Genomic DNA, 24,856 nt, shown 5'->3' with positions numbered 1-24,856 from the left:
CTTTTTTTCACCCTCTAAGCAGGAACGTTTGATAGGCGGTCCATGCGCCATTTTCCGTCTGATATAAGAGGTGAAGCCGGTCTACTAGGGAACGGAAATTGACAGTGGTTAATTTAAGTGGGGACAAAATGTCATGGAGCTCGTCATCGCCTAATTTTTGGCCGATTGTCAAATGCGGATAGTAGGAATAGGGTTTCGCAGCTTCCGCTAATTCTTCAGAGCAAATAGCCTTCTGCAACTTCAGCATGGCATCCGTATCTGCAAGAGCTAAATAAATAACATTGGTTACAGGGAAAAATGAAGAAAAACGATTAAACACGATCTCGAAAGGCGCATAAAATCTCGTAATTTCCTCCAACCGTTCTACAGCGGATGCGAGCCGTCGGTTATCCCATTGATCATTTTCTCTGATTGTAAGGTGTGGTTGAATGAAATGATAGTGAGGGTCATAACGTTTTCTATACGTATTCGCAGCATCTTGAACTTCTTTGGATGGAAATATGGCGATTCCGCAGTTCATCGAATTCCTCCTATTATTTTCGTAACATTGCCAACTCAATAGGGAATTGCAGCACTTGGTTATCCTTAGTATGCCGCTTTCCTGCTTTTTCTAAAACGGCGGCATTCGATTATCATTACCCTCATAAGCGTGGTCATTTTTGGGTATGATAGTAATAACGATGACAAAAAAACGGAGTGAGTGACATGCATTGGATTTATTGGGCTAAACTTTACGATTCCAAATTTCAAGCTGGCTGTTTAGCGAAACGGATGGAAGAAGATTGGTGGATTTACGGATATGAATGCCCGCAAGAAGTGGAAGTATATAAGTCCAAAAAAGGCCGGTTCGGTGTGCGTTTTAACACCTGATTTTACCTGAACTGCCATAAAATTAACGCTTGACTTTACAATCGTTATTAGTGTATATTTAATTTTGTCGCTGTAATCGGCAACCAATGACGCGGGGTGGAGCAGCTCGGTAGCTCGTCGGGCTCATAACCCGAAGGCCGCAGGTTCAAATCCTGCCCCCGCAACCAAATGATTTGTATTTGGGCCTATAGCTCAGTTGGTTAGAGCGGTCGGCTCATAACCGATTGGTCGGGGGTTCGAGTCCCTCTGGGCCCATACACTGAAAACCCTGATAAATAAGGGTTTTTTTTTCTAGGGAGTAAACAAGCCTCTTGGTTTCATCTGAAAATGATGAGATCAAGGGGCTTATTTACCTTGTAGGCCCACACCACTCTGTTTAGTATTTCCTATCTTTGGTACGGTATTCCTGCACGTTTTGAAGTAATTGAGCTCAATGACGGTAACGTTGGCCAGTTTGTACGCATAACTTATATGAGACAAGTAAAGGTGGGGTGATGCTAGATGGTGGTCAACGGATTCGACTGCTCGACGCCTTTAACTGCCAATACGGCTGCTGCTTTCAGTAAGGATGGTTACAGCTTTGTTGGGAGGTATTTGGTTCCTAGCGGGGCCAAGGCATTAACAAAACAGGAGGCTGAACTTATTTCCGACGCAGGTCTGCAGATATTATCGGTCTACGAAACAACGGCTAATCGCGCACTTGGAGGAAGAAGTGCAGGACTGGCCGATGGAGCTGCAGCGTTGCAGGTTGCTGCTGCTGTGGGGCAACCGCCAGGCAGTTGTATTTATTTCGCAGTCGACTTTGATGCAACGAGTGCCCAGTTGCCTACGGTTATTGCCTACATCCAAGCAGCGAGTGAAGCTACACCTGGCTATACGACAGGAGTTTATGGCTCCTATCAGGTCATGGAAGCTGTACACGCGGCAGCCGCTTGTTCACGTTTTTGGCAGACATATGCTTGGAGTCGCGGGGATAAGTCAACATTTCTGCATGTGTATCAATTCCAAAATGATGAAACGATTCACGGCATAGGCGTTGATTATAACGAAGCCTATGGTAATGAGGGCTTTTGGAACACGTTTGACGTGCCCGTGTCTCCTCCGCTTAGTCCTGAGGATGCCAACAAAATCATCCCCTTTCTTGCTGCTGCGCATGAAGCTACCATTTCAGCTGCTGCCCGGGAAGAGTTTCACCGGTTGGCCAATGAGCTGCGCAAAGCTTCCGGTCAGCCGGAGGAGTGAAGCCAATGAAAGCCCGTAATCTCACCCGTGTTTGCGAGGGAGGGATTACGGGCTTTTTCACTGAATGACGGCGCTGCGAATGTACCAGCGCGAAGTTACCGAGCCTCTTTCAAGATGAAAGAGGACTCGCCTTGTTTTTGCCGCGTTCGAGCCCTCCGGCGTAGCCGTGACGTCGACCGCGGTGTCAAGTTCCAGGAGCTGGGACGTGTCCCGCTCCTGGAACTTCGACAGTCTGCGCATCGTTCGCATATGCACAGCCTGTTCTTGCCCTGTGGTGACCTGCAGCAGCTGCAGGTCACCTTGGTTCGCGGCGCTGATCCAGACGTCGATGAGCGCCCAAGGCGTAAGCTTGCTGATATACGCTGTCAGCAAGCCTGCGGCACGGTGCACCATAACTTGGTGCGCTGGATCGAAGGAGCGGGAGCCGTGCGTCACGCTCCCGAGGAAATGGATGCAGAAATGACCGTTGAAGTCATTTCCGGGAATGCCGTCCCCGCCATGCGGCATGCCATGCATGGAGCCGGCTAACGTGCGGCCGTCCAGCCTCACGAGGACTGCTTTGCGGTCCCAGCTCCATGCGCCGCCGTATATCTTTTTGAGCGTCGCGGAATCTTGCTTGGTTAGCGGCTGCACATCCGCATGACTGGAGCCCGCCCGGCGCTGTCCTTCAAAGCTAAGACCACTCTCCACGTCGATGATCGTGAACTTGCTGTATTTGGGCAATACTTCGCTTGCTTGCTCCCAAGGAAGGATTTCGCCGTAATGCTGTGCACGTAGCGCTTGAACTTGTCCGGCGAGCAGTTCCTGAACACGGGAAGATAAATTCAGCTTCAACTTTCTAGTGAGGTCCACTACTTCACCTTCCGGGGTGACTCCGTAGCTCAAATTACGCCCGGCCTTTTCATATGAAAGCGTCACGTCGGGAGGCAGCGCTCCGTCGTAGGGATCTCCTGGAACTGCATCTTCTAGTTCCTTAAGCATTTTTTTGTCAGTTAGAGAAGCCTCCGTTTCATAGGAAGCGCCAGGAGACACTCTAACAATGAGTTGAAATGAAGGCGTTGCTGCCATCTTTTGCCCATTCTCAGCGGAGCTTTGTGCAACGGTATGGATTGGGAACATCGGTATTGCCAAACTTAATGATAGAACGCCTGCACAGACCAGCTTTCGGAGCAAACTGATTGCTAGAACTCGATGCATAAGGGGGCTTCCTCCCTGGTTTTTGTTAAATTGGTGAATAATCCAATTGCGCCTAGCCGCTATAGTCAAGTTTTTACTATTCAGCGGGAATTTATGATAGCAAAAAAGCAGACCCACAATGGTCTGCTCTCGGAAAAATTTATTCTTCTTTCAATGTGACTTTGTAAATCGACGCTACATAGGTTTCCGCTTTAGGTTCTGTTATTATGGCAGCATAAGCCATATCAGGGAGCGGATCCGACAGTTTGTAGCGGACAACAGCCTGCCCTTGTTCGGGGAAGTCGATACCGGTGATGGTGATTTGGTATCCAGGGTTTGGTTTACTTCCTCTAGAGAGAGTGATTGTATTCACATCTGCATTCACTGGTGTAACAGTCATCGTGACTTCGGAGTGCGGAGAGTCTTGAGCGGGTTGATCTTGTTGATGTGATTTCACGAAAGCAATCGCGTTAAAAATCATTTCCGCAGCTTCGGAACGTGTGACTTCGTCTTTAGGGCGGAACTTTCCGTCTACAAGAGAAACCACCTTGTATTTAATCAAATCCTGTACAGCCGATATCGTTCCTTCGGAGAATTCCGGCGCATCCTTGACAACCAGCCACATTTTATTCGTTATATAGCTGCCGGTGCCCTGAATGGCTTGGTACAAGCTGGTGGCGAATTGCTCGCGCGTCATGGCTGTTTGAGGCTGGAGATCTCTTTTCAGCTTTATGCCATTGTGAGAAGCGATAATTAAAGATGACGCGTACCATGCATCATTGGGTACATAATCGAAATAATCGCTGGCTTTCGGCTCCTTGATGAAACGAATACGATCCAAATTTAAATGCAATCCTTTGACAATCAAATGCGTTCCCTGAGCGAATGTGACGGTTCCTTTCGGATCAAAAGTGTCCTCATTAACTCCATTGATAATACCATCTCGCTGTAATGCCTCGATTTTGGCTTGAGCAGGGTCGCCTTGAATGTCCGTGAAAGCGAGTGCGCTTTGAGAGAACGTCAGGACGAACACAAGCAATAAGCCTAGCGCTAAACGCCATTTTTTTATCATTATTAATCACCTCTATCCTTTTGAACGAACAAAATCAGGAAATGTTGCACATGCTCTTAAAAATAGAGTGTGCTAAAATAACAGAAGAATACAAGAACGCGGAAACGCTGCACACGTAAGGGAGGGGAAGGGAATCATATGGAGCATAGCGTGCATAGAGCGTTTGAAATCAAAATAGAACATGAACGAGTCGTTAGAGGCGATTTCTACGCTTCGGCAACACAGCCTTCGAAAGGGACATTGCTTCTTTGCCACGGGTATAAAGGCTTTAAGGATTGGGGCATGTTCCCACACGTAGCAAGTGCGCTGAACGAGGATGTAGATGTCGTTTCGATTAATTTATCCCATAATGGGGTGGGAGAAGATCTTCTAAACTTTACGGAACTGGATAAATTTGCGCGAGCTACTTATTCGAAGGACGTGGAAGATGTAGAAGCTGTTGTGAACTTTATTCATTCTCATCTATCTGCCGGAGAACCAAGGAAACCCATCTTTCTTTTAGGTCATAGCCGAGGGGCAGGAGTTTTCTTGATTTATGCACTGGATCATCCGGAACAGGTTTCTGGTGTGATCAGTTGGAATGGAATATCTGACGTTGATTTGCTGACCGAAGAAAATAAAGCGGAAATGCGAGAAAGGGGCAGAAGCTACACGCTAAACGGTCGTACTAAGCAGCAAATGCCGCTTGATCTGGTTATTTTGGAGGACATGGAACAGAATGCGGACCGGTATGATTTAATAGGCCGAGTTAAGGAAGCAGTGTTTCCTATTACGCTTATTCAAGGCACCGAAGACAGTACTAGATGGATTGCGGGTTCAGCTTCATTGGTAGAGAGCAACCCGGAGATTCAGTGGTTTCGAATTGCGGAGGGGAATCATACATTTGGGACAGTCCATCCGTATCAAGGGGCAACCAAAGCTTTGCAAGAAGCTATAGCTGTGACCAAAAAGACAATCAGCAGTTGGCTCCAATAATTGGGCGTAAACGGGCGGATACAACGAATTGCACGCGCTGGCATTGCACAATTAATAAATGCGTATAGCAAGAGAAAACTTGAAGTGGATATAGAATGAACGTTCACATCCGTTAACAAAGGAGCAGGGAGAGAATGCATATGATTAGTAAAGTTTTAATTGCTATTGTAGCTCTAGAACATTTATATATCTTATATTTGGAAATGTTTTTATGGGCGAAACCTAAAGGATTAAAAGCCTTTGGAACAAAAAAAGAATTTGCTGAAGCTACAAAAGCACTAGCTGCAAACCAAGGCTTATATAATGGATTTCTAGCCGCTGGATTGATTTGGAGTCTGTTTTATTTTGACGCGGTGGTTTCTCGACATCTTCAAATATTTTTTCTAGCCTGTGTCCTTATCGCAGCAATCTTTGGAGGATTGACTGCTAAAAAATCAATTATTGTAGTTCAAGGACTTCCTGCGTTAATAGCTTTATTGTTTGTTATGTTTTCGTAAGTATTGAATATGCTACACCTGCCGATAACCGCTGAATAGAGGAGTACAATGTGTTTACATATTTTTTTCAACTGTTATGTGGAGTTGAAGAATACTGAAGTGGCGGGCTCGGCAGGTTGTGTAGTATTCAGCGCTAAAGTTTTTTTCAGTGCCAAGGTGACTGAACGGAAAATAGTGAGATAATTCAAAAGAAGATATTGACATTGTGTTTCATCCTTGGTATATTTTAAATTGTCTTCAAAAACGACTTGTTAGCTCAGCTGGGAGAGCACTATCTTGACAGGGTAGGGGTCAGTGGTTCGAGCCCACTACAGGTCATCCCGCTATAAACCGCGCTATTACAACGTTTGACTTTACGATGGACACACGCAGGGTACCGCTCGTATTTTAAAACAGGGTAGCGCTCGTCACAAGAACGTCTCTTATTCGGTAATTATCCGATAGGAGGCGTTTTTGTTTTGTCTACGAATCCCGATCCGCGAGCCAAGCGTAAAGTAAAGAACACGAGGACTGCGCTACTAGCCGCGCATGATCTAGACGCACTATTTGAACGTTTTTATAGCGCTAAGAGTTCGGAAAATCTATCCGCTAAGACGCTCCAAAGTTACCGTGATCTCTACACGTACTTTTGCCGTTTCCTTGAAATTCGTAAAATTTATCGAGATGTTCGCAATATCACTCCCGATGTGCTGCGCGATTATATGTCGTTTATGTTGCGGGAAAAGGTTCGCTATGAGGAATGCGGGATATTTGCGCCAACCAGCGCGAAGACTACAGGACTTTCCGCTACGACGGTAAATATCCGCATGAAACCTATTAGAACGATGTTCCGTTTTCTAAAAAGTGAAGAGTTAATCGAGTATGATCCGACGGAAAATGTTAAACGTGCCGCGGAAGAGGATAAGCAAATCGATATTCTTAATGTAGAGCAGATTCGTATATTGCTTCAAGCGCCGAATCAGCGAACATTTGCAGGATTTCGCGATTATGTGCTTATGAACGTTCTTCTGGACACCTTCGGCAGGATATCGGAAACACTATCGATTAAGAAGTCTCAAATCGATTTTAACCTCGGCATGATTTATTTCCCTGCGCTTGACACGAAAGGTAAACGAGATAATAACGTTCCGGTTACTGCGAATACATTGCGTCTAATAAAAGAATTATTGAAGGAAAACGAAGACTTGGACTCGGAGTACCTCTTCCTCGCGAACTATGGCGAGCCTCTAACGGACAATAATTTCCGTCATCGTCTAAATCAGCACGCGAAGAAATCGAAATTAAATATTCGCATCCATCCGCACTTGTTTCGGCATACCGCGGCCACGCTTTTTTTAGAGAATGGCGGAGACATCCGTCATCTTGTGAAGATATTGAACCATAAAGACTTACGGATTGTAACGCGCTATACGCATTTGTCCAAAACGTCAATTAAACGTCAACATGAGCAGTATTCGCCGATGAACGATATTATAGGGAAGTTGAGCCGCGGACGGAAAATAAAGCGGTAAGATAACGCCGCTCTAACGCTAGTCAGCGATGGGGTGGCGTTTTTTTTTTTTTTGCTCGGAAGTGTGCGAAACTCCTTCGGCTGTACATTAGTTAAGTATAGGACGAGAGGGTGGGGAGGTAACGACAGTGTGTCTACTATAGCAAAGGCGGAAATGTTGTCATCAAGTATATTGGTTATTACTGCGGAGATTAACTCGTACAAGCAAGTTGCAGGTCATGCGCTATTTGAGATAGGGCGGCGTCTGAAATATGTTCATGATCTAAAATTAGCAGATAAATACGGTGGGTGGGTTGCCTGGCTGCGTGAAGTTGATATTGATCGGACCACAGCGTTTAGGCTAATTGAGGGATTTACTCAATTCGGAGAGGTTGCGACATCGCAACAGCTACCTGTCGGCAAAATATTCGAAATGCTCTCACTCCCTGCCGATATCGACCGGGCCGAATTCATCTCAACGCCGCACACGATTCCTTCAACGGGCGGGACCAAAACGGTCGATGAAATGACCGTGCGCGAACTGCGCGAAGTTAAGAAAGCGCTAAAAACCGCGGAAATGGAACGCGATCAAGCGAAAAAACGCGCAGCATCTGCGCAAGCGACCGCGGAAACCCTAACGAATACGATCGAATCGATGCGCGAATCCCCACCTAAAGTCGTCGCTGACCCTGTAATTAGTGAACGCTTAAAACGATATGAAGCCAAGTACGGGGATATTGAAAACGAGGTCACTCAGAGAATCTCAAACCATATCGAAGTAGACGGAGCATCGGAGCATTTTTCAGACGATGTACAGACTCTGCTACTTAATTATGCACACTTAAGTACTTACCGCTCTGCTTACTTAAATATTTCTGACAAAGCGTATACTGAGTATATTTCGACAGTGGAGGCGTTAAAGGAGTTCATTAACGGCATGGAACGCGCACTTAGTTGTTCAAAGCAAGGTAACAACGAAATAATCGACATTATAATATAAAACAAAAAACGGAGGTTTGTGAAATGTTAGAGGCAAATATGGAGATTGGAAAGCTAGTTATAACGGAAGGCGGGAAAATCACTATTGAAATGCTGCCGAACATTGAGGTATTTAGATGGTTATTCACAACACTAGTAGCTCCCTCTGACCTGAAAAATGGCACTAAAGCTCCTGCTTTGCCTACATCATCTGAGCTGCGCAGTAGTAAAAGGGGGAGGCCGACCAAAACTGCAATGTTGGAAACAGGCGGCAGCAGCATAGACAAAAAGAGGGTTAAGAAATCACAAACTAGATTACCGATATTTCGACCAGGCCCAGCGCAACAGCGCAAGATCGAGAGCATTCTGTACGATATTAAAGAATCAGTTGATCACTATTGGAGACTAGACACAACTTCAAGAAAACCAGAATCACTCAGTAATACTTATAAACAATTAATCGAAGCGTATTACCACACAACGCCCTATCGCGCGAGTAGGAAAGCGACTTTAGGAAAAATAGATGCTAAACAGACTATTGTTAATATGATGATTCGCGACGGCGTAGGGGAAAATTTTCTATCGTTCGTACGATCGCAGGTACGCATTCTCAGCGCGGAGGTGATTCGTGTATGAAAGTAATCGACTTCACCGCGTGCCAGCCACGCATATTCCTCGAATTGGCGGAAATGTCACGCGGTAACGAACGTGTCCGCCGCGTCTGGTTACGCCGCTACCTGAGTTTCACGGTATGAAACGATATGGACGTTTGTAGTTTTTTCGTGAAATTACGTCCGCCAATCGCCAAAAATACCGCTCTTGCAGATCCCCGTGAAATTTACGTGAAATTAGCGCGTTAAACCTTTCGGACGATAAAACGTCCCAACTCGATGCCAAAGTGACTAATTTCCCGGCTAAAATCGCTCAGATTCGGGCGGACGACGGAGGGCAACGGGTGCGGGGCGCGAAAATGGGCGGCCGACCCGTCCGGCGCTATCTTTTCTCTTTGTTTTAGACCCTTTCGCGGAAAAGTATATGTTTAACCTGTTCGGAACGAATGTGACGATACGATATGAACGTAGTGAATATCGTTATATCTTTAAGATCTTTTATTAATATCTTTAAAGATCTTTATATAACGCTCTTATAACGTTATTACTACGGAATTACTAACGTTATACTCTACGCGGGCTTCACGTTAGACTCCCGCCAGGCTCCCGCATGGACGAACGTGATCGGTGGCGCGATATGGACAAATGTAGTTTTTTCGTAGAGTGTGCGAAATTAGATGTGCCGTACATAAACGGTAAAAGGAGGACGTTAACTATGGCGAGGATATCGCAACGAAAGATCCGCCAGTTTTATGGCGCGATCGAGGCGCATGATACGATTATCGCGTGCAAATTGGCGGCCGGTAAAATAACGCCAGCCAAAGCGGGATTTCTTTACGAAAAATTGGGCGAGTGGGAAATCGAATTCGCTATCAAATTTAACCGAACGGAGGTGAACGCTTAAATGAAAACGTGGGAAATGATCCGCAGTATCCGCGAAGGGGAGACGTACGAAACGGTTACTGATGCGTGTTATTTCGTTACGAAAAGAGACGGTCACTTATGTTTCCGGGACGATTTAGTCGCGCAAATGACAGCGCAGCTTCTCAGTAAGGAGTGGCGCAAACGTCAGCCACCCGTTGACTTTATGGAGGCGTTCGCCGCGTACGAAGAGGGCGCGCGGATTACCTCGCAAGTGACGGGCGAATCGTTTAAGCTCCGAGATGAGGGCGATTTATTCGAGGATTGTGAGATCCGCGGAAAATGGACGATCGTAAAGGAGGCGCAATATGACGAAAACTAACGTAATTAACCTAACGCCGGACTATCGCCTAACCACGGACGGCGACCGCAACTTTATCTTAGAGCGCCACCACACGGTCGACCCGGCGAAGGCTCCCGGTTACAAAGCGCAAGAGGGCGCAGCTCCGCCACCTGTCCGCGATGAATGGCGACCGGACGCCTATTACGGATTTACCGCGGTCGGATTAGCGGCGGCAATATCGACGGTTTCCGTGCGGTCGGCGTGGGGAAATACAGAGACAATCGCAGACTATATCGAAGCAATCGCGGAGGAACGGCGGCGGTTGACGGAACTGACAAGCGGGGTGATCGCGTGAACTGGGACTTATTTTTCGCGACACTAACGTGGGCGCTTACGGGGGTAAGCGGACTAATCGCCGCGGTCTCGTTGTTCACGTGGCTGGACGACAATATCGGAATCGCCGGTAAATTATTCGTTATTTTCGCGGTCATAACGATCATCGGCGTGGCAACTATTGGTGGAATGGGGTGGACGGCGTAATGACGTTCTTTGACGCAGTTAACCGCGCAAAAGACGGCGCGACAACGACGATCGTATCGTACGCAGGTAACCGTTATACGTCCGCAGACCCCGCGCCAATCCAGTGCGGGCGGAACTGGGCGATAATCGCGTCGACTAGTGGGATGACGGAGAAGGAACGGAAGGGAGCGTGGGCTGCGGAATGAGTAACGGGGACTTGACGCTAGAAGAATTATACACGGAAGCAACCGCAATGTGCCGCAAGCACTGGGACGTCGATTTCACCGGAACGATCGAATTGGTCAATCGTAAATGGACGCGATATAACGGCATGTTCTGCGTCCGCACGTCGGAAGAACGCTTCTTCATTCGTTTGAGTTGCAAAACTAACGCCGAACGGACGCGCTCCGAAGTCCTGGGTACGCTGCTTCACGAGCTCGTTCACTGGCGGTTGTACACGACAGGACAGCCGTTTCGCGACGTGGCGGAGCCGTTTATCGCGGAATGCTTGCGAGTAGGTGCGCCAATATCCGGCGCAAGCGCAGCCCAGCGGGCTTACCGTAACTATCTCGCAAGACGAAAATTTCACGAGGAGGCATCCGCATGAGCGCAAAAACAACTGTCATTAACAAGCACCACAAACAACCTTATGACGTTTACATCGGGCGCGGAAGTAAGTGGGGGAATCCGTTTTCACATATGGAAGGTACGAAAGCGCTGTTTAAAGTAGCTACACGCGAGGAGGCTATCACAAGCTACCGCGAATGGATTCTAAGGCAGCCACAATTGTTGCGCGATCTACACGGACTAAAGGGGAAAGTTCTTTGTTGTTATTGTAAACCGAGATCATGTCACGGCGATATTCTAGCGGAAATGGCCGATAAAGTTGACGAGGAGGAGGTGAAATGTACAACCGTAGATTGAACGCAACCGTTGACGAACAAGTCGCAACGTTCGTAATTGGCTGGCGCAGAATTCCGTGGCCTGGCGTCAATAATACAGTTGGCTTTAACGTGACTTAAAAGTCAATACATCTGTTTACTTCTGCTATGAAGAAAAGTAACTATTGCAAATATATTGCGAGGAGGCGTATAATTTTGGATGAAAGACGTGATCTCACCGTTGATTTAGCGCTATGTGATGCGGCGTTTACGGATTGCGGTAACTGTAACATAGTAGGAGTAGAGGGTGATGACTATTTTCAATACGCCGTGGATGTGGCTACTGACTACGGAATGGAACCCGTTGCATATACACGAATTGAAATATACGCCCGTTTCATCGCCGAGGCACGCACCGGATGGCCGCACGCGGTCAGGCGGGCAGTGGCGGCGGAAGCAGAAGTCAAGCGCCTAAACGGGCTTATTCGCGAATACGTGGGAGCGGACTATAAGTACTTCTTCGTACATGAAGACCACGAGACGTATCTTAAGTATCGCGCCGCAGAAAATGCGCTAGTTGACCACGCAGAGGACTTGCGCGACAGTGAAGGGTTACGTTTTTGCGATGAGTGCGGTGAAGAGTACGTGAAGGAATCGTCAGTGTACCAAGACTGCTGCAAATCATGCGCGGATAAACAAGACATGATTGATAACGGATGGGAAGATAGCGAGGAGGACTGATTGGGATGGCACGAAGCAAATTGACCGCGGAGCAGCGCAAAGATTGGCGCAATATTACGCCTGAGAAATGGAACGCGCGGACGGTGCAAACGATGTGCATCGATCTCAATCGCGAACTCTACGGAATCGAGCAATACGTGCCGTATCGTAACTGGGCCGCGGAGCAGGCGATTATTAAACGTAATTTGACGCAATATGGCGCAGATGTCCTCCGCGAAGTCTTTGACGAGGCGTTCCGCGAGTACCGGCCAACGCGCGAGTATCCGCAGTTAACGGCAGGCTTCGTATTGTCGTACGTGGCGAGCCGAATATTACCACGGGTTTTAGCTGATAAGGAAGCGAGGGAAAGGCGGGCAGCGGCAGAAGAGGGCGCTCCGAGTGCGGGCGAAGTGACTGCGTGGTTATGACGTAGTGAACGTTAAAAAGACTCTCATTCGTGAGAGTCGGGTTGTTTAGGATTCGGCTGATTGCGGTCTATTACCCACGTTTTACCTATCTTGGTCGCCTTTACTTTACCTTCTGCGCACATGTTCTTGACTGTCCCGGGATTAGAGTATCCCCATAGCTCGGCCGCATCTTCTACGCCCATAATATTATGTAAAGTGTGCTGCTGAGAATGGAAGCTATGAAGGTAAACTTCATTAAGTGGCTCATTGTTGAATTCGGAAAAATCAATATTTGAAATGATCTCGTCGAACATGTTAAAAAGGTGCCACTCGTGTTCGCCAAACTTATGCGTATATTGGATCAATTCATTATGTATTTTTCCGAATACCTCCATCGGCTTACGATGATAGCGTTCCATGTATTTAACGGTGACTTCTTGTTTATCTTTTTCAAAAACCCGTTCGCATAGGACATTCGCTATTGCAAGAAGACGTCCGAATTTTTCATCTCGTGTCAAATTAAACAGCTCCTTTACAGTTCGAAAAAGTCATCTGACTGTTGGTGGACTTCCTCTTTCTCAGGCTGCCATTTAAAGTCAAGCGAAACAATTGTATCAAGAGTCTTTTCTTCTCCAGGGCACATCACGTAAATACTACTAAATGGAGTAGAAGAAGCTTGGGGCAATAAGTCAAATGCTTCGTTAGCCTCTTCTAATGTTTGATGAGAACTAAGTACAGTCCTTAAACTGCCTACAATTAGAAACTTAGTGGAAGTATTTTTAAAACTCAACCGATAGTCAACGTATTCCTTTTTCATTGTAACTCCTCCTATTTATGCGTTATCGCATCTCTTGTTAATAATATAGCATATGCGTTATCGCATGTAAAGGGAAATTTAAAATTAGAAGACGTACCACGCAAATTACTATAAGGAGGCGCTAATATGACGGATAAAATTATCGTAATGGAGAAAGACGGATTCAGCTACGTTAAGCTCAGCGAATACAGTTCGCACGTTTTCGGCAACACTCATGTAATCAACGGAGTCGACGCGATTCCAGCACCCGGAGACAATCGGTACGCGATCGTTGAGGGCACGGTTAACACAATCGAACGTAAGCGTAAGACAAGTCGACGCGTTATCGGCTATGAACTGTATGAGCGCTATAAGGAGATTACGCAATTACCGCATGAGGTACCGGTGGATTCTTTTACGTATGATGACGACGGCGATCTTTGCGGCGAAACCGCGGAATTCTACCGCGCCAAGTATGACGATCCGAAGCCGTATCTCGAACCGGTTGAATTCGAGGTCATCGACCGTAACTGTGCGCCCGTTCAAATTCCGTCATACGTGACGATCGAGTTTCCGAATAATATCGCCAAGTTTCCGGAGACGCAGCATAAGTATCCGTGCAGGATTAGCGCAGAGACCGTATTCAACCTCGTTTATGACCGCGTGAAGGAACGCGTTGATGGATCGGACGATAAATATTACATCGATAACTTGCGTAATATCCAAATGCTTCGCGTAGATGAGCGAATTGCGATTCCGTACCATGAAACAAGATCGCGTTCCTACTATCCCTCCGTACGCTCACGTAAACCTAAAACAGTAACGGAGCAAGTCCGCTGGAAGATGGCGCGCGTGTTCGAGTTGAAGGGTCCGAAATACGGCAGTGGAGCGGATAACGTACTCTTGGCGCAGACGGTTCGCGGGAATAATTACGCGGAGTTGCAGACGAATCTCGAAGCGTATATCCGGACGTTTTTAACACAATTAGATGAAGGGAAACGCCAAGTATGCGCACATTGCCGCGGAGAGGGTATCGTCGAGGTGACCAAGTGATTACAAAAACAAACGGAGGTGCGGCGTTATGTTATTAATATTATTAGGATCGGTTATCGCCGTGATTGCAGGGGTCGCCTTGGCGAACTCTTTGCCATGGGAGCACGTAGCATACGGAGATTTTATGACTCTCGTCGGAGGCGTCCTTACGCTAGCTATCCTGATCGTATGGCCTGTACATTATTACAGCTACTTAGACGCCGAAGCACGGTATTACGCGACAAATCTAACGATTATGGAATCACGTAAAACTGATAAATCAGAAGTTGAACGCGCCGCACTGACAACCGAAATTATCACGGCCAATCGTGAATTAGCTTCGGCTAAATACTGGAATCAGACGATATTCGGCGACATAATACCGGACAGTTTCGCGAGTCTCGAATATTTAAAATAATGTAAACCTACTAGGATTACCGTAGAAGTAGAAAATATACCTATCGATGATTATCTTTTTGCGAAATGGTACATAATTACATGAGGCGGTGATAAACGTTGTCCCAAAGTCACGCTAGCAAATGCATCTTACGCGAACCATGCACGTACGCCAATACGGACGCATGTAACGCGCTGTGCGGATCATTCGTCGCCATGCACGGGTTTTCAGGCGCGGGCGGACGGATCGCAGCCGCTAACTTGCCCGCGGAATACCGTCTGCTCACGCTTAAGACCGCTCCAAGTCGTGATTCCCTCGTTCGTATAGGCAGCGATTCGATGGCGCTCGGGAGTTTTATCGGTACTTACGCGGAGACATTTACGCGACAGTTTGATGACGGCGGTCCGCGGATTAAATCGTTGTACCTCTATTCCGCGGAGCCTGGCACCGGCAAGACGACGACGGCGGCCGCCCTCCTTAACGAGTACCTCAGCGTCCATTACATCGGATCGATACGGAGGGGCGCGTCCCCGTTGGTTAGACCGGCGTACTTCCTCGACGTGAACGAGTGGCAGACGGATTTCAATACGTTCAATCGGCCGCGTGTACCCGAGGAAACCGCAGCGCCCGCCGCCGCTCGCTACTACAAAGCGCAGGGGATCGCGCAGTCCGTACCATTTCTCGTTATGGATGACGTAGGTGTACGCGATGCTAGCGAAGCTTTCCGCGCCGATCTGCACGCAATCATTAACGCAAGGACAACGGCGGGGCTTCCGACTATTTACACGTCAAATTTACCAATGGCGGAATTGATGCGATTATATGACGCGCGCCTTGCCGATCGCGTACGGGATATGTGTGTCGAGATATCGTTTCAGGGCGCAAGTAATCGTGGAATGCGCTAAATGTGTCTTAATGTGTCGAAAACGCTAAAGTTTTGAATAAGTCGTTGAGACTAAAGGGCTAGTGCCCTACAATAGTGAAAACGTACGAAAACGGAAGATATAACGAGTTTAAGTTTCTTGGACAGCGTTCACAGCGATCTCAAAATATGGTAAATCACGTTATTAACAAGTAACGGAAAAGACTAGAGAGTACTAAAAAGAAATAAAATAACTATATCGGAAGACCTATGCGGATTCCTGTGCGACATGCTAACCGCCGAAAATGCGCTAATATGACGTTTTACCGGCGAATATAACCTGTCCTATAATCGGAGGTGTTGAGACGCGATGGCAAATTATGGTGAGCAGACGCTATCAAAAATATGCGATGAGAACGACGTTGGCGCACTGACGCGGTATTCAATCGCAGAAACCGATTTCGCCACGGAATGCGAACAGATTGCGTATCGCTATATCCGTTCGTACGCGGATGCGAACAAAGGGAACGCGCCCTCATACGCGACACTTGTCGGCGAAATCGACGGTTTTACGTACATTCCCGCCGTTACGGACTCGTACGACTTCCTCGCGAAACGCTTGAAAGACGCGGCCGGACGCCGCCAATTCGCGGAATGGTTTGAGTCCGGAGATATCACGCAGAAGTTTTCGACAAGTTCCGCGGAGGACTTCGGAAATTACTTGCGTGAGGTGTCGGATCGTATTACAATGGGAACACAAGTTCGCGTTATGGCTGGAAAAACGATGGAAACTCTCCGCCACGATTTCCGCGCGGAGTACGAGAAACGGAAGGCGGGCACGTCATTTAAACTGTGGCGGACGCCATTCGACTCGCTGAACGCGGAGATTGGCGGCCTCTATTCCGGTGATATTTACGGTGTCATGGCGGAATCCGGCCGCGGCAAATCGTATCTTATCGCGTGCCTAGTCGACGAGCTACTCCGTCAGGGTGCGAAGGTGCTCGTAAAATCTTACGAGTTAAAGGCGTATTTATGGCTTGCGCGGCTTATATCGATACTGACGGCGCGCGAGGGTGCGGTCGATCACGCTGATTTCGCACAAAAAGTCGGACTCCCGAACAAAGCGATCCTGTCCGGAAAGCTCGACGGCGACATCGAAACGTATTTCCTTGACGTCGTCGATCGGTTAAATGCGTACTATCCAGGCACGTTATATCTTCAAGCGAAGGGCGACCGTGACTTAACGCGAACACTGGCGGACTTAGACCGCGAGCTACAGCAAAATCCGGACATCGACGTATGCGTAGTAGACCCATTTTACGGACTTGCCGATATCTACGGGTCAAATGCGAACAAGACGGCGGGTGGTGCGGCCGAGCAAGCTGCGCGTAAATTCGAACAGATAATCGGCGCAAATGATGTCGTCGGCATATTCGCGATACAGGCGTCATCTACGGAGAAATCGGACGCGGACGATGAGGGGCGGCGCGAACTTAAGCTACCGCGGCGCGACCAAGTTAAAACGACGAAGGCCGTTCTCGAAATCGCGACAAATCTGTTCGCGTTCGATGCTGTCGACGGTAACGGAAGGCTTGGCGTAGAAAAGGGGCGTAATGGCGGCGAGGGGTTCGCGATCGATTTGCTCGCGCTCATGGATTACGGGGTATTGCGGGAGCTTCCGAAGGGTGACGCGGCGGCTGCGCAGTTTGCGGCGAGTTTCTAGATTAAGAGAATCCAGGTATTTACATGCATCAAATTTGGTGTTATTATTCATGCATGGGAAAACTTCAAAGAGAGGTGCAATTAATGAGTGAATTTTTAAACACAAAAATTGACGAGATGATAAAGAAATCTAAAAATGAATCAGAAACAGACGATGTGCGTTTCTCACTGACGTTTAGTAAGTTTAACAACCGAAGAATTGAATTTATTAGGCGAAAACTAAAGCTTTCTAAACAAGAGTTACTGTCAAGCATCATACTAGCGGCCATATCAGATATTGAAATTAAATTAGGCTTACTAAAGTCCGACGAACATACGAGTGAGTACGTACTTACGCGGGATTACGAAAAAATAATTAATTCAAGTAGGACTATTTCTAGCTACTTTAAGGGTGACTAAATTCGGAGGTGACCGCACTTGTCCGCCACACTTACGATAAACGGTCGCCGAGTCACCGTTGATGTCACACGCGAGCTGCGCGAATTCGAATGGTACCGCGCGGTATGGCAGGCGGATAAGTTGATCGCCGTAAGTCCGTTCCGATACGATAAAAGCCCGTCGTTTTACGTTTACCTAACGGACACTACCACCGCTCGCGCCGGAAATTGGGGCGACCTAGGCGCGGAAGATCCGGAATGGCAACGTGGTGGACTCGTCAAGCTCCTCGCCTTTTTACGAAATGAAACCGAGTGGGAGACGCGTGAATACCTTTTAGTGGAATACGGTGGCGAACCCGCCGACCCCAGCGCGGAAGATTACGTCCTTGAAGTACCGGAGCTGACGATAGAGGAGCGCCGCCGCCCGCTAGATAAGCGGATTTTATCGGAATTAGCATATAGGCATCCGTACCTAGAAGGCCGCGGAATTCCGGAAGAAATACAGCGATTATACGGCGTGGGGTACGATAGGCGCAGGAAAGCCGTTACATTTCCGTGGTTTTCAGCGGCTGGCGACCTCGCTAACGTAAAATATAGGCGCGTAGACACGAAGGTCTTTTGGTACGCACCGAATGCGCGTCCTATCCGCGAATTAGTGTACGGAATAGATATCGCTTACAAACGGAATATAAAGCGCGCGGTTATTGTAGAGGCGGAAGTTGACGCGATGACAATTGCGGCGGCGGGCGTATTCGGAATCGCAACGGGCGGCAGCGCCTTTAACGATACGAAACGCGATATCATTCTGCGGTCGCCGATCGAACAGCTTATCGTAATGGCGGATCATGACGCGGCCGGTCAGAATCTTAAGCGCCAGATTATCGCGGCCTTCCGCGGCAAGATCGACGTTAGGGTGGCGGGCTATCCGAAGCGGTGGAAAGATCCGAACGAGCTGGCGGTGAGCTGCGGGTTGGGTGCGGTGAGGGCACGCGTGGAGGACGCGCGGTCAGTCCGAAGTAAAATTCCGAAATTATTATAGAAGAAGACGGTGCAGCCGATGGCGGATTCTTTATTGAACGTATTTTTCGGCACCTTAGACTCACTAGCAACGTTAGCCCTTATTTATAAAATATTCCGATGGCCGTTTTGGCGCGACTTCAACAAACTGCTCGTCATCGCGGTAACAATATCGATCATTTCATTCATTAATAGGACGGTACTTAACATTACGGAGTGCGACATGGCGATTCAAATTATTCTCTACGTACTCGCGTTAAGATTTGTTATCCGAGCAAGCGCGTTTTATGCATTCCCGCTAACATCGATCGGGTATATCACGTTTCTACTGATTCAATTTATTGTTTATCCGATATTGCTATGGACCGGTCTAGTGACCGTATCCGACGCGGGTGCTGTATTTGGGATCGGGACGTACATAATTCAGGCAGGAACGGAGATTGCGTGCTTCGCGGTAGCTTACTTACTTTATCTTTTCGGACTAGGCTATACCTACGTGGATTTACCGCCCCATGATCCGTATATCATTGAGCGGAAAACTAAACTCGACACATTCGCGAATGTATTAGGAACAATTGCTATTTCGACGTTCATGTATTGGATACTTACGTTTCAGTCAATTACGCACATTTTAATTATTATCCCTCTACTTCTAGTATCGCTCGCTGTTCTACTTTATTTATCTCTGCGAAAGGATATCGGCCGATGAACGTTACCACACATATGTCACGCTTGCTCGCTGATTTTACGTTAAAGCATGACCCGGACGAGAGGCGCGGTCACGAAAACCTCGTCTACCAATACGCGGTGACAATAAATTTCGTATCCATCGTAGTGCTGACGCTCATTTTCGGGTGGCTTACCGGTAGGTTATCCGATACGTTGATCGCAGGCGCGGCGTTTACAGTGTTACGCGTGTCCAGCGGAGGCTTCCATTTTAAATCGCTCGACCTCTGCGCGATCGTTACCGCAGTCATTTACGCGGCGATTCCGTTCATTCCGATTAGCCTGTCGTATGTACCGATTTTGAACGTAGCGAGCGTTGTCCTTGTTGCGTTTCTCGCGCCAACCAACCTACGCAATACAGCGTGGACGGACAGCGCGCGGGCGAAGCTAACGTTTAAAATCGTGGCTATAGCGATCGTTTCCGTAAACTTTGCGATTGAGTCACCGATTATTGCGGGTGCGTTCCTGGCGCAGGCATTAACGTTGATTCCACGAAGGGAGGTGAAACCACTATGAAAATGAAAAATATCGCGAAATTTATGTCCGTAGCTTCTTACGGAGTAGCGTTTTTATTCTTTGTGATCGCTAAAGGCGGCATAGGCGAGATCGAAGCGCCAAAAAACTTCTTGAAGAAATAGAAAGGAACCCATCCTATGATACACAAACTTAGATTGTCGTGTAGCTCATTAGTAGATGGCAAAATACTTAAGGCACATATAAAAATTCCACTTGACGAAATCATTTTAATCGATTCCATCGAGTTATCGAAGAACGACCGGCGGCTTAGAGTTCGGGCTTTAGACGGTGACTACGCGTTTAATTTAAACGGGGCACTCAGTGCTGTCGAGGATATGCTTAGTGATTTCGGCTTCTGGCGCGCGGATAACTCGAATCTAATCAACATGGCAAACGTCGATAAGGTAGTTGATTCGATGTTTAAACCGGAAGTGGTTTTCGCTAATTCTGACATACGGGGAGAAATTGCCGCGATCAAAGTTAAGGCTTTAAGGAGGCTGTTCCCCGAGGTTTCTATAGTGAAAGGGTGAACAACACAAACCTAAAGCCTTGTCAATAGAAGTGTTTACCCCCAAACACTTGCGTTTCAACAAGATGGAAAACATGGTAAACTTTAGTATATAGGAAATGCCGCAACATAAACGGGGAGGCATCGTCAACGGCAGCGCAGCAGCACGTTTTCCACGATCGTGGAATCGGCGTCGTGAGAAACGGTATAATAACCGAAACTCTCACACGCTGCCTACTCCTCGACTTCAACGATTTCCCATAAGTACAGCTCCTCCGTCTTCACTCCGAGAACATGCGCTATCAATAACGCGTTTCTGAGTGGTATGCTCGGACGGACCTCCGTACAATATGACGAAACGGTGGACGTACTTAATGACGTGCGGTTGACGATATCCATCTGTATCCAGCCGCGCGCCGTAAGTAAGTCCGGAATTAGACAGCGTCCCATAACGATTTCGACTCGTTTCAAGGACGTAGCCTCCGCCTATTGGCATTTTGTTACAACGTAATAATAGCAGAGATGCGCGCAGGAAAAAAGTTCTAAAAAAGTTTTCGCGAATGTGTGCGAAAGTAAATCGAGCGTACATGAACGTAATGTAAGACGAAAATTCACGATGAGGTGAGCGATGAGTGACGAAGCTACAACTGAATAACTTAATTATCGCGTACAAAACGACGAGATGCCAGGGCACGTTCCGCGCCATTTTCGACGAGTTCGAACCGCAGTGGAAACGTAGTGTTAGATTCGACGCCAAACGAACTTGCACAGACGAGGCCGAAATGATCGCACTATATCACGACTCGTTATGGAAGGCGATCGAAAAATGGGACTCCGCGCGGGGGGATTTCGCTAATTATCTTTCGCGCTGGATTAACCGGGCGCGATCAAATTTACAGCGAACGAACCTACGCCGACTAAGTAAATGTATTAACCGGACAGTCCGGAAGGAAGATGACGACGAGGACGCGCCAACGTCCGTAACCATCGACCTCATGACTGACGGAATTTCCGCCGAAGATCTCGCAATAGAACGAATGCACAAAAAGAAAGAAGCCGACCAGATTTCTCTAATCGACTTCCTCTCGGATCGCGCTAACGATCCAGTAACGACGCTAATCGTTACAGAAACACGGACTGATAAAGGTAAGTCGTCCATCACGGTGCTCGCTAAAGCGCTAGGACATCACCACGAAACTGTTAGACGTAAGTTGACTGCATTATCACGCCATTACGACGCCAATCGTTTTGGGGATGTACGCGATTACTTAGCCGTCTAACGAGGAAACCGGAGTCCGGCGAATAGGCATTACGTCGGAATACCGCTTTCTCCTTACATTATAGCATATAGCGTCAAGTTGTCATTACCAAAAGTATGGGCGAAAACAACGCGCGCCATACGTACTTGAAAAATTTAACAATTCTCACGTTCACATTTCGTATTTTATCGAAAAAATTCGACTGTGTCAACGCTTATTTAGCTATGCGTCACGAAATATTACGCAAAATAACGGAGGTTTTAACGATATGTACGATATTATACGTAAACAAAACGCAATGGTTTCATCTTCCGCGGTATTTCGCCACAATCCAACGCTTCATTATAACGGAGCCGCCAAGTTATATGAAGACCCCGCCGACTACTTGCCGCGGAAATCGCTAAAAGGCGTGGTGATCGCATGATGAAATGGGACGCAACGGAACACGCTCGCAGACGCGTCGTTGAGCGTTTCGGCGTAAAGGAGGAATCTTCCGCTATTCTCTGGATTAATCAGCGCATGGAGGGTGCCGCGTATGTTACAAATGCGCCGGACTCCTCCGGTAATATGCGCCGCGTCTTTCTCGGAAGGGGCGTCGTATTTCACGCAAGCCTAACGGACGATGTTATTTACACTGTCATTCCCGCACAAAAGAGAGCGGAATGGACGGAAACTTTACGCAAAGTAGCCGAAAGGGAATTGCGGAAATTTAACGCAAAAGCCGTGGCGGAGGAACGTTCGTTAATCGAGCAAAGGAATGCGCTAGAACTCGAAATAATCGACGTAAAATGCGCGTTGCTGTCCGCTCGATCGGCGGTAAAGAGGGATGCGCTACAAGTGCGCTTCAATGACATGAGCGCCAGTCTGAAGGAGATTGACCGCTTGCTGGCGGAGAGCCGACGCAGCGTCGTAAGGATGGCGGAAAGTTTTTCGGTGGCCCTTTAAAGTGTGCGAAACAAGAACGGTCGTACATTAACATAATGTGACCGGTTGAGGCCGATGTTCCTGCGTCGGCCACACGATATCTAACGCAGACGGTGGTAGCCGGTGATCCATCCGACGGTAAGCCGTTAGGTATCGTGTGTCGGACGCGGGAAAGTCATCCGAAATCCGGCGTAGCGTCAACGTAATATGACGTAAATTAACGAGGGGAACGTGATCGAATGAGTTTGTTCACAAAACGCGGTGCCGACGCGGTTAATTCCGCAGTTACTAACGACGGAGGCGCGAAGGACAGTCCGATTGTATCGCTCAAATCCGGCACATCGTACAAGGTCGGCGTAAAATCTGTTGCGGATGTGGCGGAGTATTACGGGTATTCGATCTTCAAGAAGGTCAATACGTTCGTGCCGAAGAACCCCGCCAGCCGTAACGCTAAAGGCTTCGTAACCGGTAACGCGACCGTATGGGATCGCGCAGCCGAGTCGCTTTATACCGAAGCTGACGCGGCAAAAGATGCGGGCGCATCAGAAGCGGACGTTAAGAAGCTGACGGACGAAGCTTACTTATATCGCGGAAAACCTCGGTTCCTGCGCGCCTTCTACGATTTGGATTCCGGTAAGGATATCGTAGTCGATCTGTCGCCCAAGCAGGAGAAGACGATTAAGGCGGTCATCCAGAAATATGCGAACAAGCTCGGCAAGATTGCGTTCGAACTGTCGAAAACGGGCGAATCCACAAGCGCCGTCGTCGCGCTAAGTCCGATTATCGATATGGACGAAGACTTGACGGATAAGCAGCGCGAGAATTACGCGAAACTTGGCGCGTCCCCGTTCGATATGGAATCGTTGGAAACGTGCCTGTACGTTGCGGACGAAGCGGAGCAAATCAAGAACTTAGTAATCGCGGGCTTCGATATCGGCCGCCTCGGCCTGACTTACGGCGGCGACAGCGCGCCCAAAGCGGACGCCGATGTTAAGCCGATCGATTCGGACGCGCCACCATCAACGCTGAACTTTTAGCGCGTCGGTCGCGCTGAGATAACGGAAATTATCGTAAAGGAGCGGATTGTATGCGTGACATTATAGGCGCAATTCTCATGTTTATTATCGTAGGCGCGGTAGTCATCGGATTTATATCCGTCCTCGCGCTTGGAATCGCGGTGCTGACCGGGCTTCCGTTCTGGTTCGGATTCTTCATCGGATCATTTCTCATATTCGCTTACACTACGACGTTAGGCGACGGTATATAAGCGGTGCGGAAGGAGGAGGAGGACGCAGAGTGAACGCAATATTAGAACGTCCGCTAGTTGGCGGAAGTGGTAGAAAGCCGCCGGTTCGCGTATTGGTCGCGGCGGCAGGCAGTTACGGAAGGGGACGGTAGACATCGCTCATATTAGTGAAATCGTAGGCAAGTACTCCGAGTTAGCCGCGCGCCTTGCGCTACTCGGAAACGGATGGACTCCGCATAAGTCCGAGACTGACGAGTCGTACGATATTCTCGCGGAAGATCCGTTGACAGGCGAGTATAAACGGATTCAAGTGAAAACGATCCGACTCCGCGGTGATCGCGCTAACGAAATGGTCGTATACGCTAAGAAAGGAAGCGGCGATATTTACCGCAAGGCCGACGCTGACTATTTCGCTGGCGTCCTGGTGAACGAAGGTGAAACGCCGCGCGTATGGCTGTTCGAGAATCGGGAGATCGGCGAGTACTGGTGCGGTCTCGAACGAGCCGCCGACCGTTGGGTTGAGCTTCCAATAACGCTGAATCGCGGAATATACGAAGAGGCTGGCGCAGCATGTACCGCGCATTAGATCGCTTCCAACCGCCTGGCGAACCGCTGACGGTAGCTCATTGCGAATGGTGCGGACGCGAGATTTACGCCGGCGACGAAGTTAAACGGATCGACGACAACGGCGGCTTTGTACACGGCGATGACGATATGGAATGCGCGAAGGAACTCGCCTATGAACGGGTGTATGACGCGGAAGGTACGATCACGGCGAAGTTAGACGTAGAGTAGCGTAGGCGAAAAATATAACGCGGCAGAGTCCGCTTAAG

Annotated in this window: 40 protein-coding genes and 3 tRNA genes; 36 read left to right on the top strand and 7 right to left on the bottom strand. The window is 48.2% G+C overall.

Going from position 1 to position 24,856, the window contains the following annotated elements:
* Nucleotides 1-7: 7 nt before the first annotated feature.
* Nucleotides 8-520: a 2'-5' RNA ligase family protein gene (locus ABRS97_RS02495; RefSeq protein WP_367811309.1), complete on the bottom strand. Its 513-nt coding sequence runs from the start codon at nt 518-520 to the stop codon at nt 8-10.
* 185 nt (nt 521-705) lie between these two features.
* On the opposite strand from ABRS97_RS02495, the gene ABRS97_RS02490 reads away from it, so the two are divergent.
* The 4 genes from ABRS97_RS02490 (at nt 706) to ABRS97_RS02475 (ending at nt 2,112) form a co-directional block, all read left to right on the top strand.
* Complete coding sequence (locus ABRS97_RS02490; RefSeq protein ID WP_367811308.1) at nt 706-870, top strand: hypothetical protein; 165 nt, start codon at nt 706-708, stop codon at nt 868-870.
* Between the two features lie 90 nt (nt 871-960).
* Nucleotides 961-1,037: transfer RNA gene (locus ABRS97_RS02485), tRNA-Met, on the top strand.
* Between the two features lie 14 nt (nt 1,038-1,051).
* Nucleotides 1,052-1,125, top strand: a tRNA-Ile gene (locus ABRS97_RS02480).
* Between the two features lie 246 nt (nt 1,126-1,371).
* The gene (locus ABRS97_RS02475) at nt 1,372-2,112 is read left to right on the top strand and encodes a DUF1906 domain-containing protein (protein WP_367811307.1); all 741 of its coding nucleotides are present in this window, start codon (nt 1,372-1,374) and stop codon (nt 2,110-2,112) included.
* A gap of 57 nt (nt 2,113-2,169) precedes the next feature.
* Here ABRS97_RS02475 and ABRS97_RS02470 read toward each other — a convergent pair whose 3' ends face one another.
* Together ABRS97_RS02470 and ABRS97_RS02465 are read right to left on the bottom strand one after the other, a co-directional pair.
* Entirely contained in the window at nt 2,170-3,309 is a 1,140-nt protein-coding gene (locus tag ABRS97_RS02470) for a hypothetical protein (RefSeq protein WP_367811306.1), read from the bottom strand.
* A gap of 139 nt (nt 3,310-3,448) precedes the next feature.
* Nucleotides 3,449-4,360, bottom strand: coding sequence for an S-layer homology domain-containing protein (locus ABRS97_RS02465; RefSeq protein ID WP_367811305.1), 912 nt, complete (start codon nt 4,358-4,360; stop codon nt 3,449-3,451).
* 138 nt (nt 4,361-4,498) lie between these two features.
* Between ABRS97_RS02465 and ABRS97_RS02460 the strand changes: the two genes are divergently transcribed.
* From ABRS97_RS02460 to ABRS97_RS02390, 15 genes are all read left to right on the top strand, one after another.
* Nucleotides 4,499-5,335 carry an alpha/beta hydrolase family protein gene (locus ABRS97_RS02460; protein WP_367811304.1) on the top strand — a complete coding sequence of 279 codons (837 nt, stop codon included), beginning with the start codon at nt 4,499-4,501 and terminating at the stop codon, nt 5,333-5,335.
* Nucleotides 5,336-5,469: 134 nt separating this feature from the next.
* Nucleotides 5,470-5,832 (top strand): DUF1304 domain-containing protein, encoded by a 363-nt coding sequence (locus tag ABRS97_RS02455; protein ID WP_367811303.1) that lies wholly within the window; start codon nt 5,470-5,472, stop codon nt 5,830-5,832.
* A gap of 245 nt (nt 5,833-6,077) precedes the next feature.
* Nucleotides 6,078-6,150: transfer RNA gene (locus ABRS97_RS02450), tRNA-Val, on the top strand.
* A gap of 140 nt (nt 6,151-6,290) precedes the next feature.
* The gene (locus ABRS97_RS02445; protein ID WP_367811302.1) at nt 6,291-7,343 is read left to right on the top strand and encodes a tyrosine-type recombinase/integrase; all 1,053 of its coding nucleotides are present in this window, start codon (nt 6,291-6,293) and stop codon (nt 7,341-7,343) included.
* A 129-nt stretch (nt 7,344-7,472) separates the two neighbouring features.
* Nucleotides 7,473-8,321, top strand: coding sequence for a DUF3102 domain-containing protein (locus ABRS97_RS02440; protein WP_367811301.1), 849 nt, complete (start codon nt 7,473-7,475; stop codon nt 8,319-8,321).
* Nucleotides 8,322-8,344: 23 nt separating this feature from the next.
* Entirely contained in the window at nt 8,345-8,935 is a 591-nt protein-coding gene (locus ABRS97_RS02435; RefSeq protein ID WP_367811300.1) for a hypothetical protein, read from the top strand.
* A gap of 690 nt (nt 8,936-9,625) precedes the next feature.
* Nucleotides 9,626-9,814 (top strand): hypothetical protein, encoded by a 189-nt coding sequence (locus tag ABRS97_RS02430; RefSeq protein WP_367811299.1) that lies wholly within the window; start codon nt 9,626-9,628, stop codon nt 9,812-9,814.
* Nucleotides 9,815-10,153, top strand: coding sequence for a hypothetical protein (locus tag ABRS97_RS02425; protein ID WP_367811298.1), 339 nt, complete (start codon nt 9,815-9,817; stop codon nt 10,151-10,153).
* Entirely contained in the window at nt 10,140-10,469 is a 330-nt protein-coding gene (locus tag ABRS97_RS02420) for a hypothetical protein (protein ID WP_367811297.1), read from the top strand. Before ABRS97_RS02425 ends, ABRS97_RS02420 begins: the two co-directional genes overlap by 14 nt.
* Nucleotides 10,466-10,654, top strand: a complete 189-nt coding sequence (locus ABRS97_RS02415; protein WP_367811296.1) for a hypothetical protein — start codon at nt 10,466-10,468, stop codon at nt 10,652-10,654. Before ABRS97_RS02420 ends, ABRS97_RS02415 begins: the two co-directional genes overlap by 4 nt.
* The gene (locus ABRS97_RS02410) at nt 10,654-10,839 is read left to right on the top strand and encodes a hypothetical protein (protein ID WP_367811295.1); all 186 of its coding nucleotides are present in this window, start codon (nt 10,654-10,656) and stop codon (nt 10,837-10,839) included. The genes ABRS97_RS02415 and ABRS97_RS02410 overlap by 1 nt, the downstream gene beginning before the upstream one ends.
* The gene (locus tag ABRS97_RS02405) at nt 10,836-11,240 is read left to right on the top strand and encodes a hypothetical protein (RefSeq protein ID WP_367811294.1); all 405 of its coding nucleotides are present in this window, start codon (nt 10,836-10,838) and stop codon (nt 11,238-11,240) included. The genes ABRS97_RS02410 and ABRS97_RS02405 overlap by 4 nt, the downstream gene beginning before the upstream one ends.
* Nucleotides 11,237-11,557, top strand: a complete 321-nt coding sequence (locus ABRS97_RS02400; protein WP_367811293.1) for a DUF4326 domain-containing protein — start codon at nt 11,237-11,239, stop codon at nt 11,555-11,557. Before ABRS97_RS02405 ends, ABRS97_RS02400 begins: the two co-directional genes overlap by 4 nt.
* 173 nt (nt 11,558-11,730) lie before the next feature.
* Nucleotides 11,731-12,255, top strand: a complete 525-nt coding sequence (locus ABRS97_RS02395) for a hypothetical protein (protein WP_367811292.1) — start codon at nt 11,731-11,733, stop codon at nt 12,253-12,255.
* Nucleotides 12,256-12,260: 5 nt separating this feature from the next.
* Nucleotides 12,261-12,662, top strand: a complete 402-nt coding sequence (locus tag ABRS97_RS02390; protein WP_367811291.1) for a hypothetical protein — start codon at nt 12,261-12,263, stop codon at nt 12,660-12,662.
* Nucleotides 12,663-12,685: 23 nt separating this feature from the next.
* On the opposite strand, the gene ABRS97_RS02385 is transcribed toward ABRS97_RS02390, so the two are convergent.
* Together ABRS97_RS02385 and ABRS97_RS02380 are read right to left on the bottom strand one after the other, a co-directional pair.
* Nucleotides 12,686-13,159, bottom strand: coding sequence for a helix-turn-helix domain-containing protein (locus ABRS97_RS02385; RefSeq protein WP_367811290.1), 474 nt, complete (start codon nt 13,157-13,159; stop codon nt 12,686-12,688).
* Between the two features lie 14 nt (nt 13,160-13,173).
* Nucleotides 13,174-13,458 carry a hypothetical protein gene (locus tag ABRS97_RS02380; protein ID WP_367811289.1) on the bottom strand — a complete coding sequence of 95 codons (285 nt, stop codon included), beginning with the start codon at nt 13,456-13,458 and terminating at the stop codon, nt 13,174-13,176.
* 126 nt (nt 13,459-13,584) lie between these two features.
* Between ABRS97_RS02380 and ABRS97_RS02375 the strand changes: the two genes are divergently transcribed.
* Together ABRS97_RS02375 and ABRS97_RS02370 are read left to right on the top strand one after the other, a co-directional pair.
* Nucleotides 13,585-14,490: a hypothetical protein gene (locus ABRS97_RS02375; protein ID WP_367811288.1), complete on the top strand. Its 906-nt coding sequence runs from the start codon at nt 13,585-13,587 to the stop codon at nt 14,488-14,490.
* Nucleotides 14,491-14,518: 28 nt separating this feature from the next.
* Nucleotides 14,519-14,887 carry a hypothetical protein gene (locus tag ABRS97_RS02370; RefSeq protein ID WP_367811287.1) on the top strand — a complete coding sequence of 123 codons (369 nt, stop codon included), beginning with the start codon at nt 14,519-14,521 and terminating at the stop codon, nt 14,885-14,887.
* A 206-nt stretch (nt 14,888-15,093) separates the two neighbouring features.
* On the opposite strand, the gene ABRS97_RS02365 is transcribed toward ABRS97_RS02370, so the two are convergent.
* Nucleotides 15,094-15,366: a hypothetical protein gene (locus ABRS97_RS02365; protein WP_367811286.1), complete on the bottom strand. Its 273-nt coding sequence runs from the start codon at nt 15,364-15,366 to the stop codon at nt 15,094-15,096.
* A gap of 33 nt (nt 15,367-15,399) precedes the next feature.
* Between ABRS97_RS02365 and ABRS97_RS02360 the strand changes: the two genes are divergently transcribed.
* The 8 genes from ABRS97_RS02360 (at nt 15,400) to ABRS97_RS02325 (ending at nt 20,616) form a co-directional block, all read left to right on the top strand.
* Nucleotides 15,400-15,771, top strand: a complete 372-nt coding sequence (locus tag ABRS97_RS02360) for a P-loop NTPase family protein (protein WP_367811285.1) — start codon at nt 15,400-15,402, stop codon at nt 15,769-15,771.
* A 327-nt stretch (nt 15,772-16,098) separates the two neighbouring features.
* Nucleotides 16,099-17,451, top strand: coding sequence for an AAA family ATPase (locus ABRS97_RS02355; RefSeq protein ID WP_367811284.1), 1,353 nt, complete (start codon nt 16,099-16,101; stop codon nt 17,449-17,451).
* 83 nt (nt 17,452-17,534) lie between these two features.
* Entirely contained in the window at nt 17,535-17,849 is a 315-nt protein-coding gene (locus ABRS97_RS02350) for a hypothetical protein (RefSeq protein ID WP_367811283.1), read from the top strand.
* An 18-nt stretch (nt 17,850-17,867) separates the two neighbouring features.
* A complete protein-coding gene (locus tag ABRS97_RS02345; protein WP_367811282.1) occupies nt 17,868-18,866 on the top strand; it encodes a toprim domain-containing protein in 999 nt (332 codons plus the stop codon).
* A gap of 18 nt (nt 18,867-18,884) precedes the next feature.
* Nucleotides 18,885-19,553: a hypothetical protein gene (locus tag ABRS97_RS02340; protein ID WP_367811281.1), complete on the top strand. Its 669-nt coding sequence runs from the start codon at nt 18,885-18,887 to the stop codon at nt 19,551-19,553.
* Entirely contained in the window at nt 19,550-20,086 is a 537-nt protein-coding gene (locus ABRS97_RS02335) for an accessory gene regulator B family protein (RefSeq protein ID WP_367811280.1), read from the top strand. Before ABRS97_RS02340 ends, ABRS97_RS02335 begins: the two co-directional genes overlap by 4 nt.
* Nucleotides 20,083-20,208 carry a hypothetical protein gene (locus ABRS97_RS02330; protein ID WP_367811279.1) on the top strand — a complete coding sequence of 42 codons (126 nt, stop codon included), beginning with the start codon at nt 20,083-20,085 and terminating at the stop codon, nt 20,206-20,208. Before ABRS97_RS02335 ends, ABRS97_RS02330 begins: the two co-directional genes overlap by 4 nt.
* Before the next feature lie 15 nt (nt 20,209-20,223).
* A complete protein-coding gene (locus ABRS97_RS02325; RefSeq protein ID WP_367811278.1) occupies nt 20,224-20,616 on the top strand; it encodes a LytTR family transcriptional regulator DNA-binding domain-containing protein in 393 nt (130 codons plus the stop codon).
* A gap of 212 nt (nt 20,617-20,828) precedes the next feature.
* Here the strand turns inward: ABRS97_RS02325 and ABRS97_RS02320 are convergent, their stop codons facing one another.
* Complete coding sequence (locus ABRS97_RS02320) at nt 20,829-21,065, bottom strand: hypothetical protein (protein ID WP_367811277.1); 237 nt, start codon at nt 21,063-21,065, stop codon at nt 20,829-20,831.
* A gap of 161 nt (nt 21,066-21,226) precedes the next feature.
* Between ABRS97_RS02320 and ABRS97_RS02315 the strand changes: the two genes are divergently transcribed.
* From ABRS97_RS02315 to ABRS97_RS02285, 7 genes are all read left to right on the top strand, one after another.
* Complete coding sequence (locus ABRS97_RS02315) at nt 21,227-21,874, top strand: hypothetical protein (RefSeq protein ID WP_367811276.1); 648 nt, start codon at nt 21,227-21,229, stop codon at nt 21,872-21,874.
* Between the two features lie 247 nt (nt 21,875-22,121).
* Entirely contained in the window at nt 22,122-22,277 is a 156-nt protein-coding gene (locus ABRS97_RS02310; protein ID WP_367811275.1) for a hypothetical protein, read from the top strand.
* The gene (locus ABRS97_RS02305; protein ID WP_367811274.1) at nt 22,274-22,798 is read left to right on the top strand and encodes a hypothetical protein; all 525 of its coding nucleotides are present in this window, start codon (nt 22,274-22,276) and stop codon (nt 22,796-22,798) included. Before ABRS97_RS02310 ends, ABRS97_RS02305 begins: the two co-directional genes overlap by 4 nt.
* A gap of 218 nt (nt 22,799-23,016) precedes the next feature.
* Nucleotides 23,017-23,814: a hypothetical protein gene (locus tag ABRS97_RS02300; protein WP_367811273.1), complete on the top strand. Its 798-nt coding sequence runs from the start codon at nt 23,017-23,019 to the stop codon at nt 23,812-23,814.
* Between the two features lie 50 nt (nt 23,815-23,864).
* The gene (locus ABRS97_RS02295; protein WP_367811272.1) at nt 23,865-24,044 is read left to right on the top strand and encodes a hypothetical protein; all 180 of its coding nucleotides are present in this window, start codon (nt 23,865-23,867) and stop codon (nt 24,042-24,044) included.
* Between the two features lie 262 nt (nt 24,045-24,306).
* Nucleotides 24,307-24,609 (top strand): hypothetical protein, encoded by a 303-nt coding sequence (locus ABRS97_RS02290; RefSeq protein WP_367811271.1) that lies wholly within the window; start codon nt 24,307-24,309, stop codon nt 24,607-24,609.
* Entirely contained in the window at nt 24,594-24,818 is a 225-nt protein-coding gene (locus tag ABRS97_RS02285; RefSeq protein WP_367811270.1) for a hypothetical protein, read from the top strand. The genes ABRS97_RS02290 and ABRS97_RS02285 overlap by 16 nt, the downstream gene beginning before the upstream one ends.
* The last annotated feature ends 38 nt before the right edge of the window (nt 24,819-24,856 follow it).

Origin of the sequence: Paenibacillus tabacirhizosphaerae (assembly GCF_040812395.1) — a bacterium.
GTDB lineage: Bacteria > Bacillota > Bacilli > Paenibacillales > NBRC-103111 > Paenibacillus_E.
The sequence above is the reverse complement of the archived record's forward strand: the minus strand, read 5'-3'. Positions and strand labels throughout refer to the sequence as shown.

Bases quoted from the DNA above. Each gene is read 5' to 3' on its own strand.
- ABRS97_RS02495 (WP_367811309.1), bottom strand. From the start codon at position 520: ATGAACTGCGGAATCGCCATATTTCCATCCAAAGAAGTTCAAGATGCT.
- ABRS97_RS02490 (WP_367811308.1), top strand. From the start codon at position 706: ATGCATTGGATTTATTGGGCTAAACTTTACGATTCCAAATTTCAAGCT.
- ABRS97_RS02475 (WP_367811307.1), top strand. From the start codon at position 1,372: ATGGTGGTCAACGGATTCGACTGCTCGACGCCTTTAACTGCCAATACG.
- ABRS97_RS02470 (WP_367811306.1), bottom strand. From the start codon at position 3,309: ATGCATCGAGTTCTAGCAATCAGTTTGCTCCGAAAGCTGGTCTGTGCA.
- ABRS97_RS02465 (WP_367811305.1), bottom strand. From the start codon at position 4,360: ATGATAAAAAAATGGCGTTTAGCGCTAGGCTTATTGCTTGTGTTCGTC.
- ABRS97_RS02460 (WP_367811304.1), top strand. From the start codon at position 4,499: ATGGAGCATAGCGTGCATAGAGCGTTTGAAATCAAAATAGAACATGAA.
- ABRS97_RS02455 (WP_367811303.1), top strand. From the start codon at position 5,470: ATGCATATGATTAGTAAAGTTTTAATTGCTATTGTAGCTCTAGAACAT.
- ABRS97_RS02435 (WP_367811300.1), top strand. From the start codon at position 8,345: ATGTTAGAGGCAAATATGGAGATTGGAAAGCTAGTTATAACGGAAGGC.
- ABRS97_RS02430 (WP_367811299.1), top strand. From the start codon at position 9,626: ATGGCGAGGATATCGCAACGAAAGATCCGCCAGTTTTATGGCGCGATC.
- ABRS97_RS02425 (WP_367811298.1), top strand. From the start codon at position 9,815: ATGAAAACGTGGGAAATGATCCGCAGTATCCGCGAAGGGGAGACGTAC.
- ABRS97_RS02420 (WP_367811297.1), top strand. From the start codon at position 10,140: ATGACGAAAACTAACGTAATTAACCTAACGCCGGACTATCGCCTAACC.
- ABRS97_RS02410 (WP_367811295.1), top strand. From the start codon at position 10,654: ATGACGTTCTTTGACGCAGTTAACCGCGCAAAAGACGGCGCGACAACG.
- ABRS97_RS02405 (WP_367811294.1), top strand. From the start codon at position 10,836: ATGAGTAACGGGGACTTGACGCTAGAAGAATTATACACGGAAGCAACC.
- ABRS97_RS02400 (WP_367811293.1), top strand. From the start codon at position 11,237: ATGAGCGCAAAAACAACTGTCATTAACAAGCACCACAAACAACCTTAT.
- ABRS97_RS02390 (WP_367811291.1), top strand. From the start codon at position 12,261: ATGGCACGAAGCAAATTGACCGCGGAGCAGCGCAAAGATTGGCGCAAT.
- ABRS97_RS02380 (WP_367811289.1), bottom strand. From the start codon at position 13,458: ATGAAAAAGGAATACGTTGACTATCGGTTGAGTTTTAAAAATACTTCC.
- ABRS97_RS02375 (WP_367811288.1), top strand. From the start codon at position 13,585: ATGACGGATAAAATTATCGTAATGGAGAAAGACGGATTCAGCTACGTT.
- ABRS97_RS02370 (WP_367811287.1), top strand. From the start codon at position 14,519: ATGTTATTAATATTATTAGGATCGGTTATCGCCGTGATTGCAGGGGTC.
- ABRS97_RS02365 (WP_367811286.1), bottom strand. From the start codon at position 15,366: ATGGACGCTGAGGTACTCGTTAAGGAGGGCGGCCGCCGTCGTCGTCTT.
- ABRS97_RS02355 (WP_367811284.1), top strand. From the start codon at position 16,099: ATGGCAAATTATGGTGAGCAGACGCTATCAAAAATATGCGATGAGAAC.
- ABRS97_RS02350 (WP_367811283.1), top strand. From the start codon at position 17,535: ATGAGTGAATTTTTAAACACAAAAATTGACGAGATGATAAAGAAATCT.
- ABRS97_RS02340 (WP_367811281.1), top strand. From the start codon at position 18,885: ATGGCGGATTCTTTATTGAACGTATTTTTCGGCACCTTAGACTCACTA.
- ABRS97_RS02335 (WP_367811280.1), top strand. From the start codon at position 19,550: ATGAACGTTACCACACATATGTCACGCTTGCTCGCTGATTTTACGTTA.
- ABRS97_RS02330 (WP_367811279.1), top strand. From the start codon at position 20,083: ATGAAAATGAAAAATATCGCGAAATTTATGTCCGTAGCTTCTTACGGA.
- ABRS97_RS02325 (WP_367811278.1), top strand. From the start codon at position 20,224: ATGATACACAAACTTAGATTGTCGTGTAGCTCATTAGTAGATGGCAAA.
- ABRS97_RS02310 (WP_367811275.1), top strand. From the start codon at position 22,122: ATGTACGATATTATACGTAAACAAAACGCAATGGTTTCATCTTCCGCG.
- ABRS97_RS02305 (WP_367811274.1), top strand. From the start codon at position 22,274: ATGATGAAATGGGACGCAACGGAACACGCTCGCAGACGCGTCGTTGAG.
- ABRS97_RS02300 (WP_367811273.1), top strand. From the start codon at position 23,017: ATGAGTTTGTTCACAAAACGCGGTGCCGACGCGGTTAATTCCGCAGTT.
- ABRS97_RS02295 (WP_367811272.1), top strand. From the start codon at position 23,865: ATGCGTGACATTATAGGCGCAATTCTCATGTTTATTATCGTAGGCGCG.
- ABRS97_RS02285 (WP_367811270.1), top strand. From the start codon at position 24,594: ATGTACCGCGCATTAGATCGCTTCCAACCGCCTGGCGAACCGCTGACG.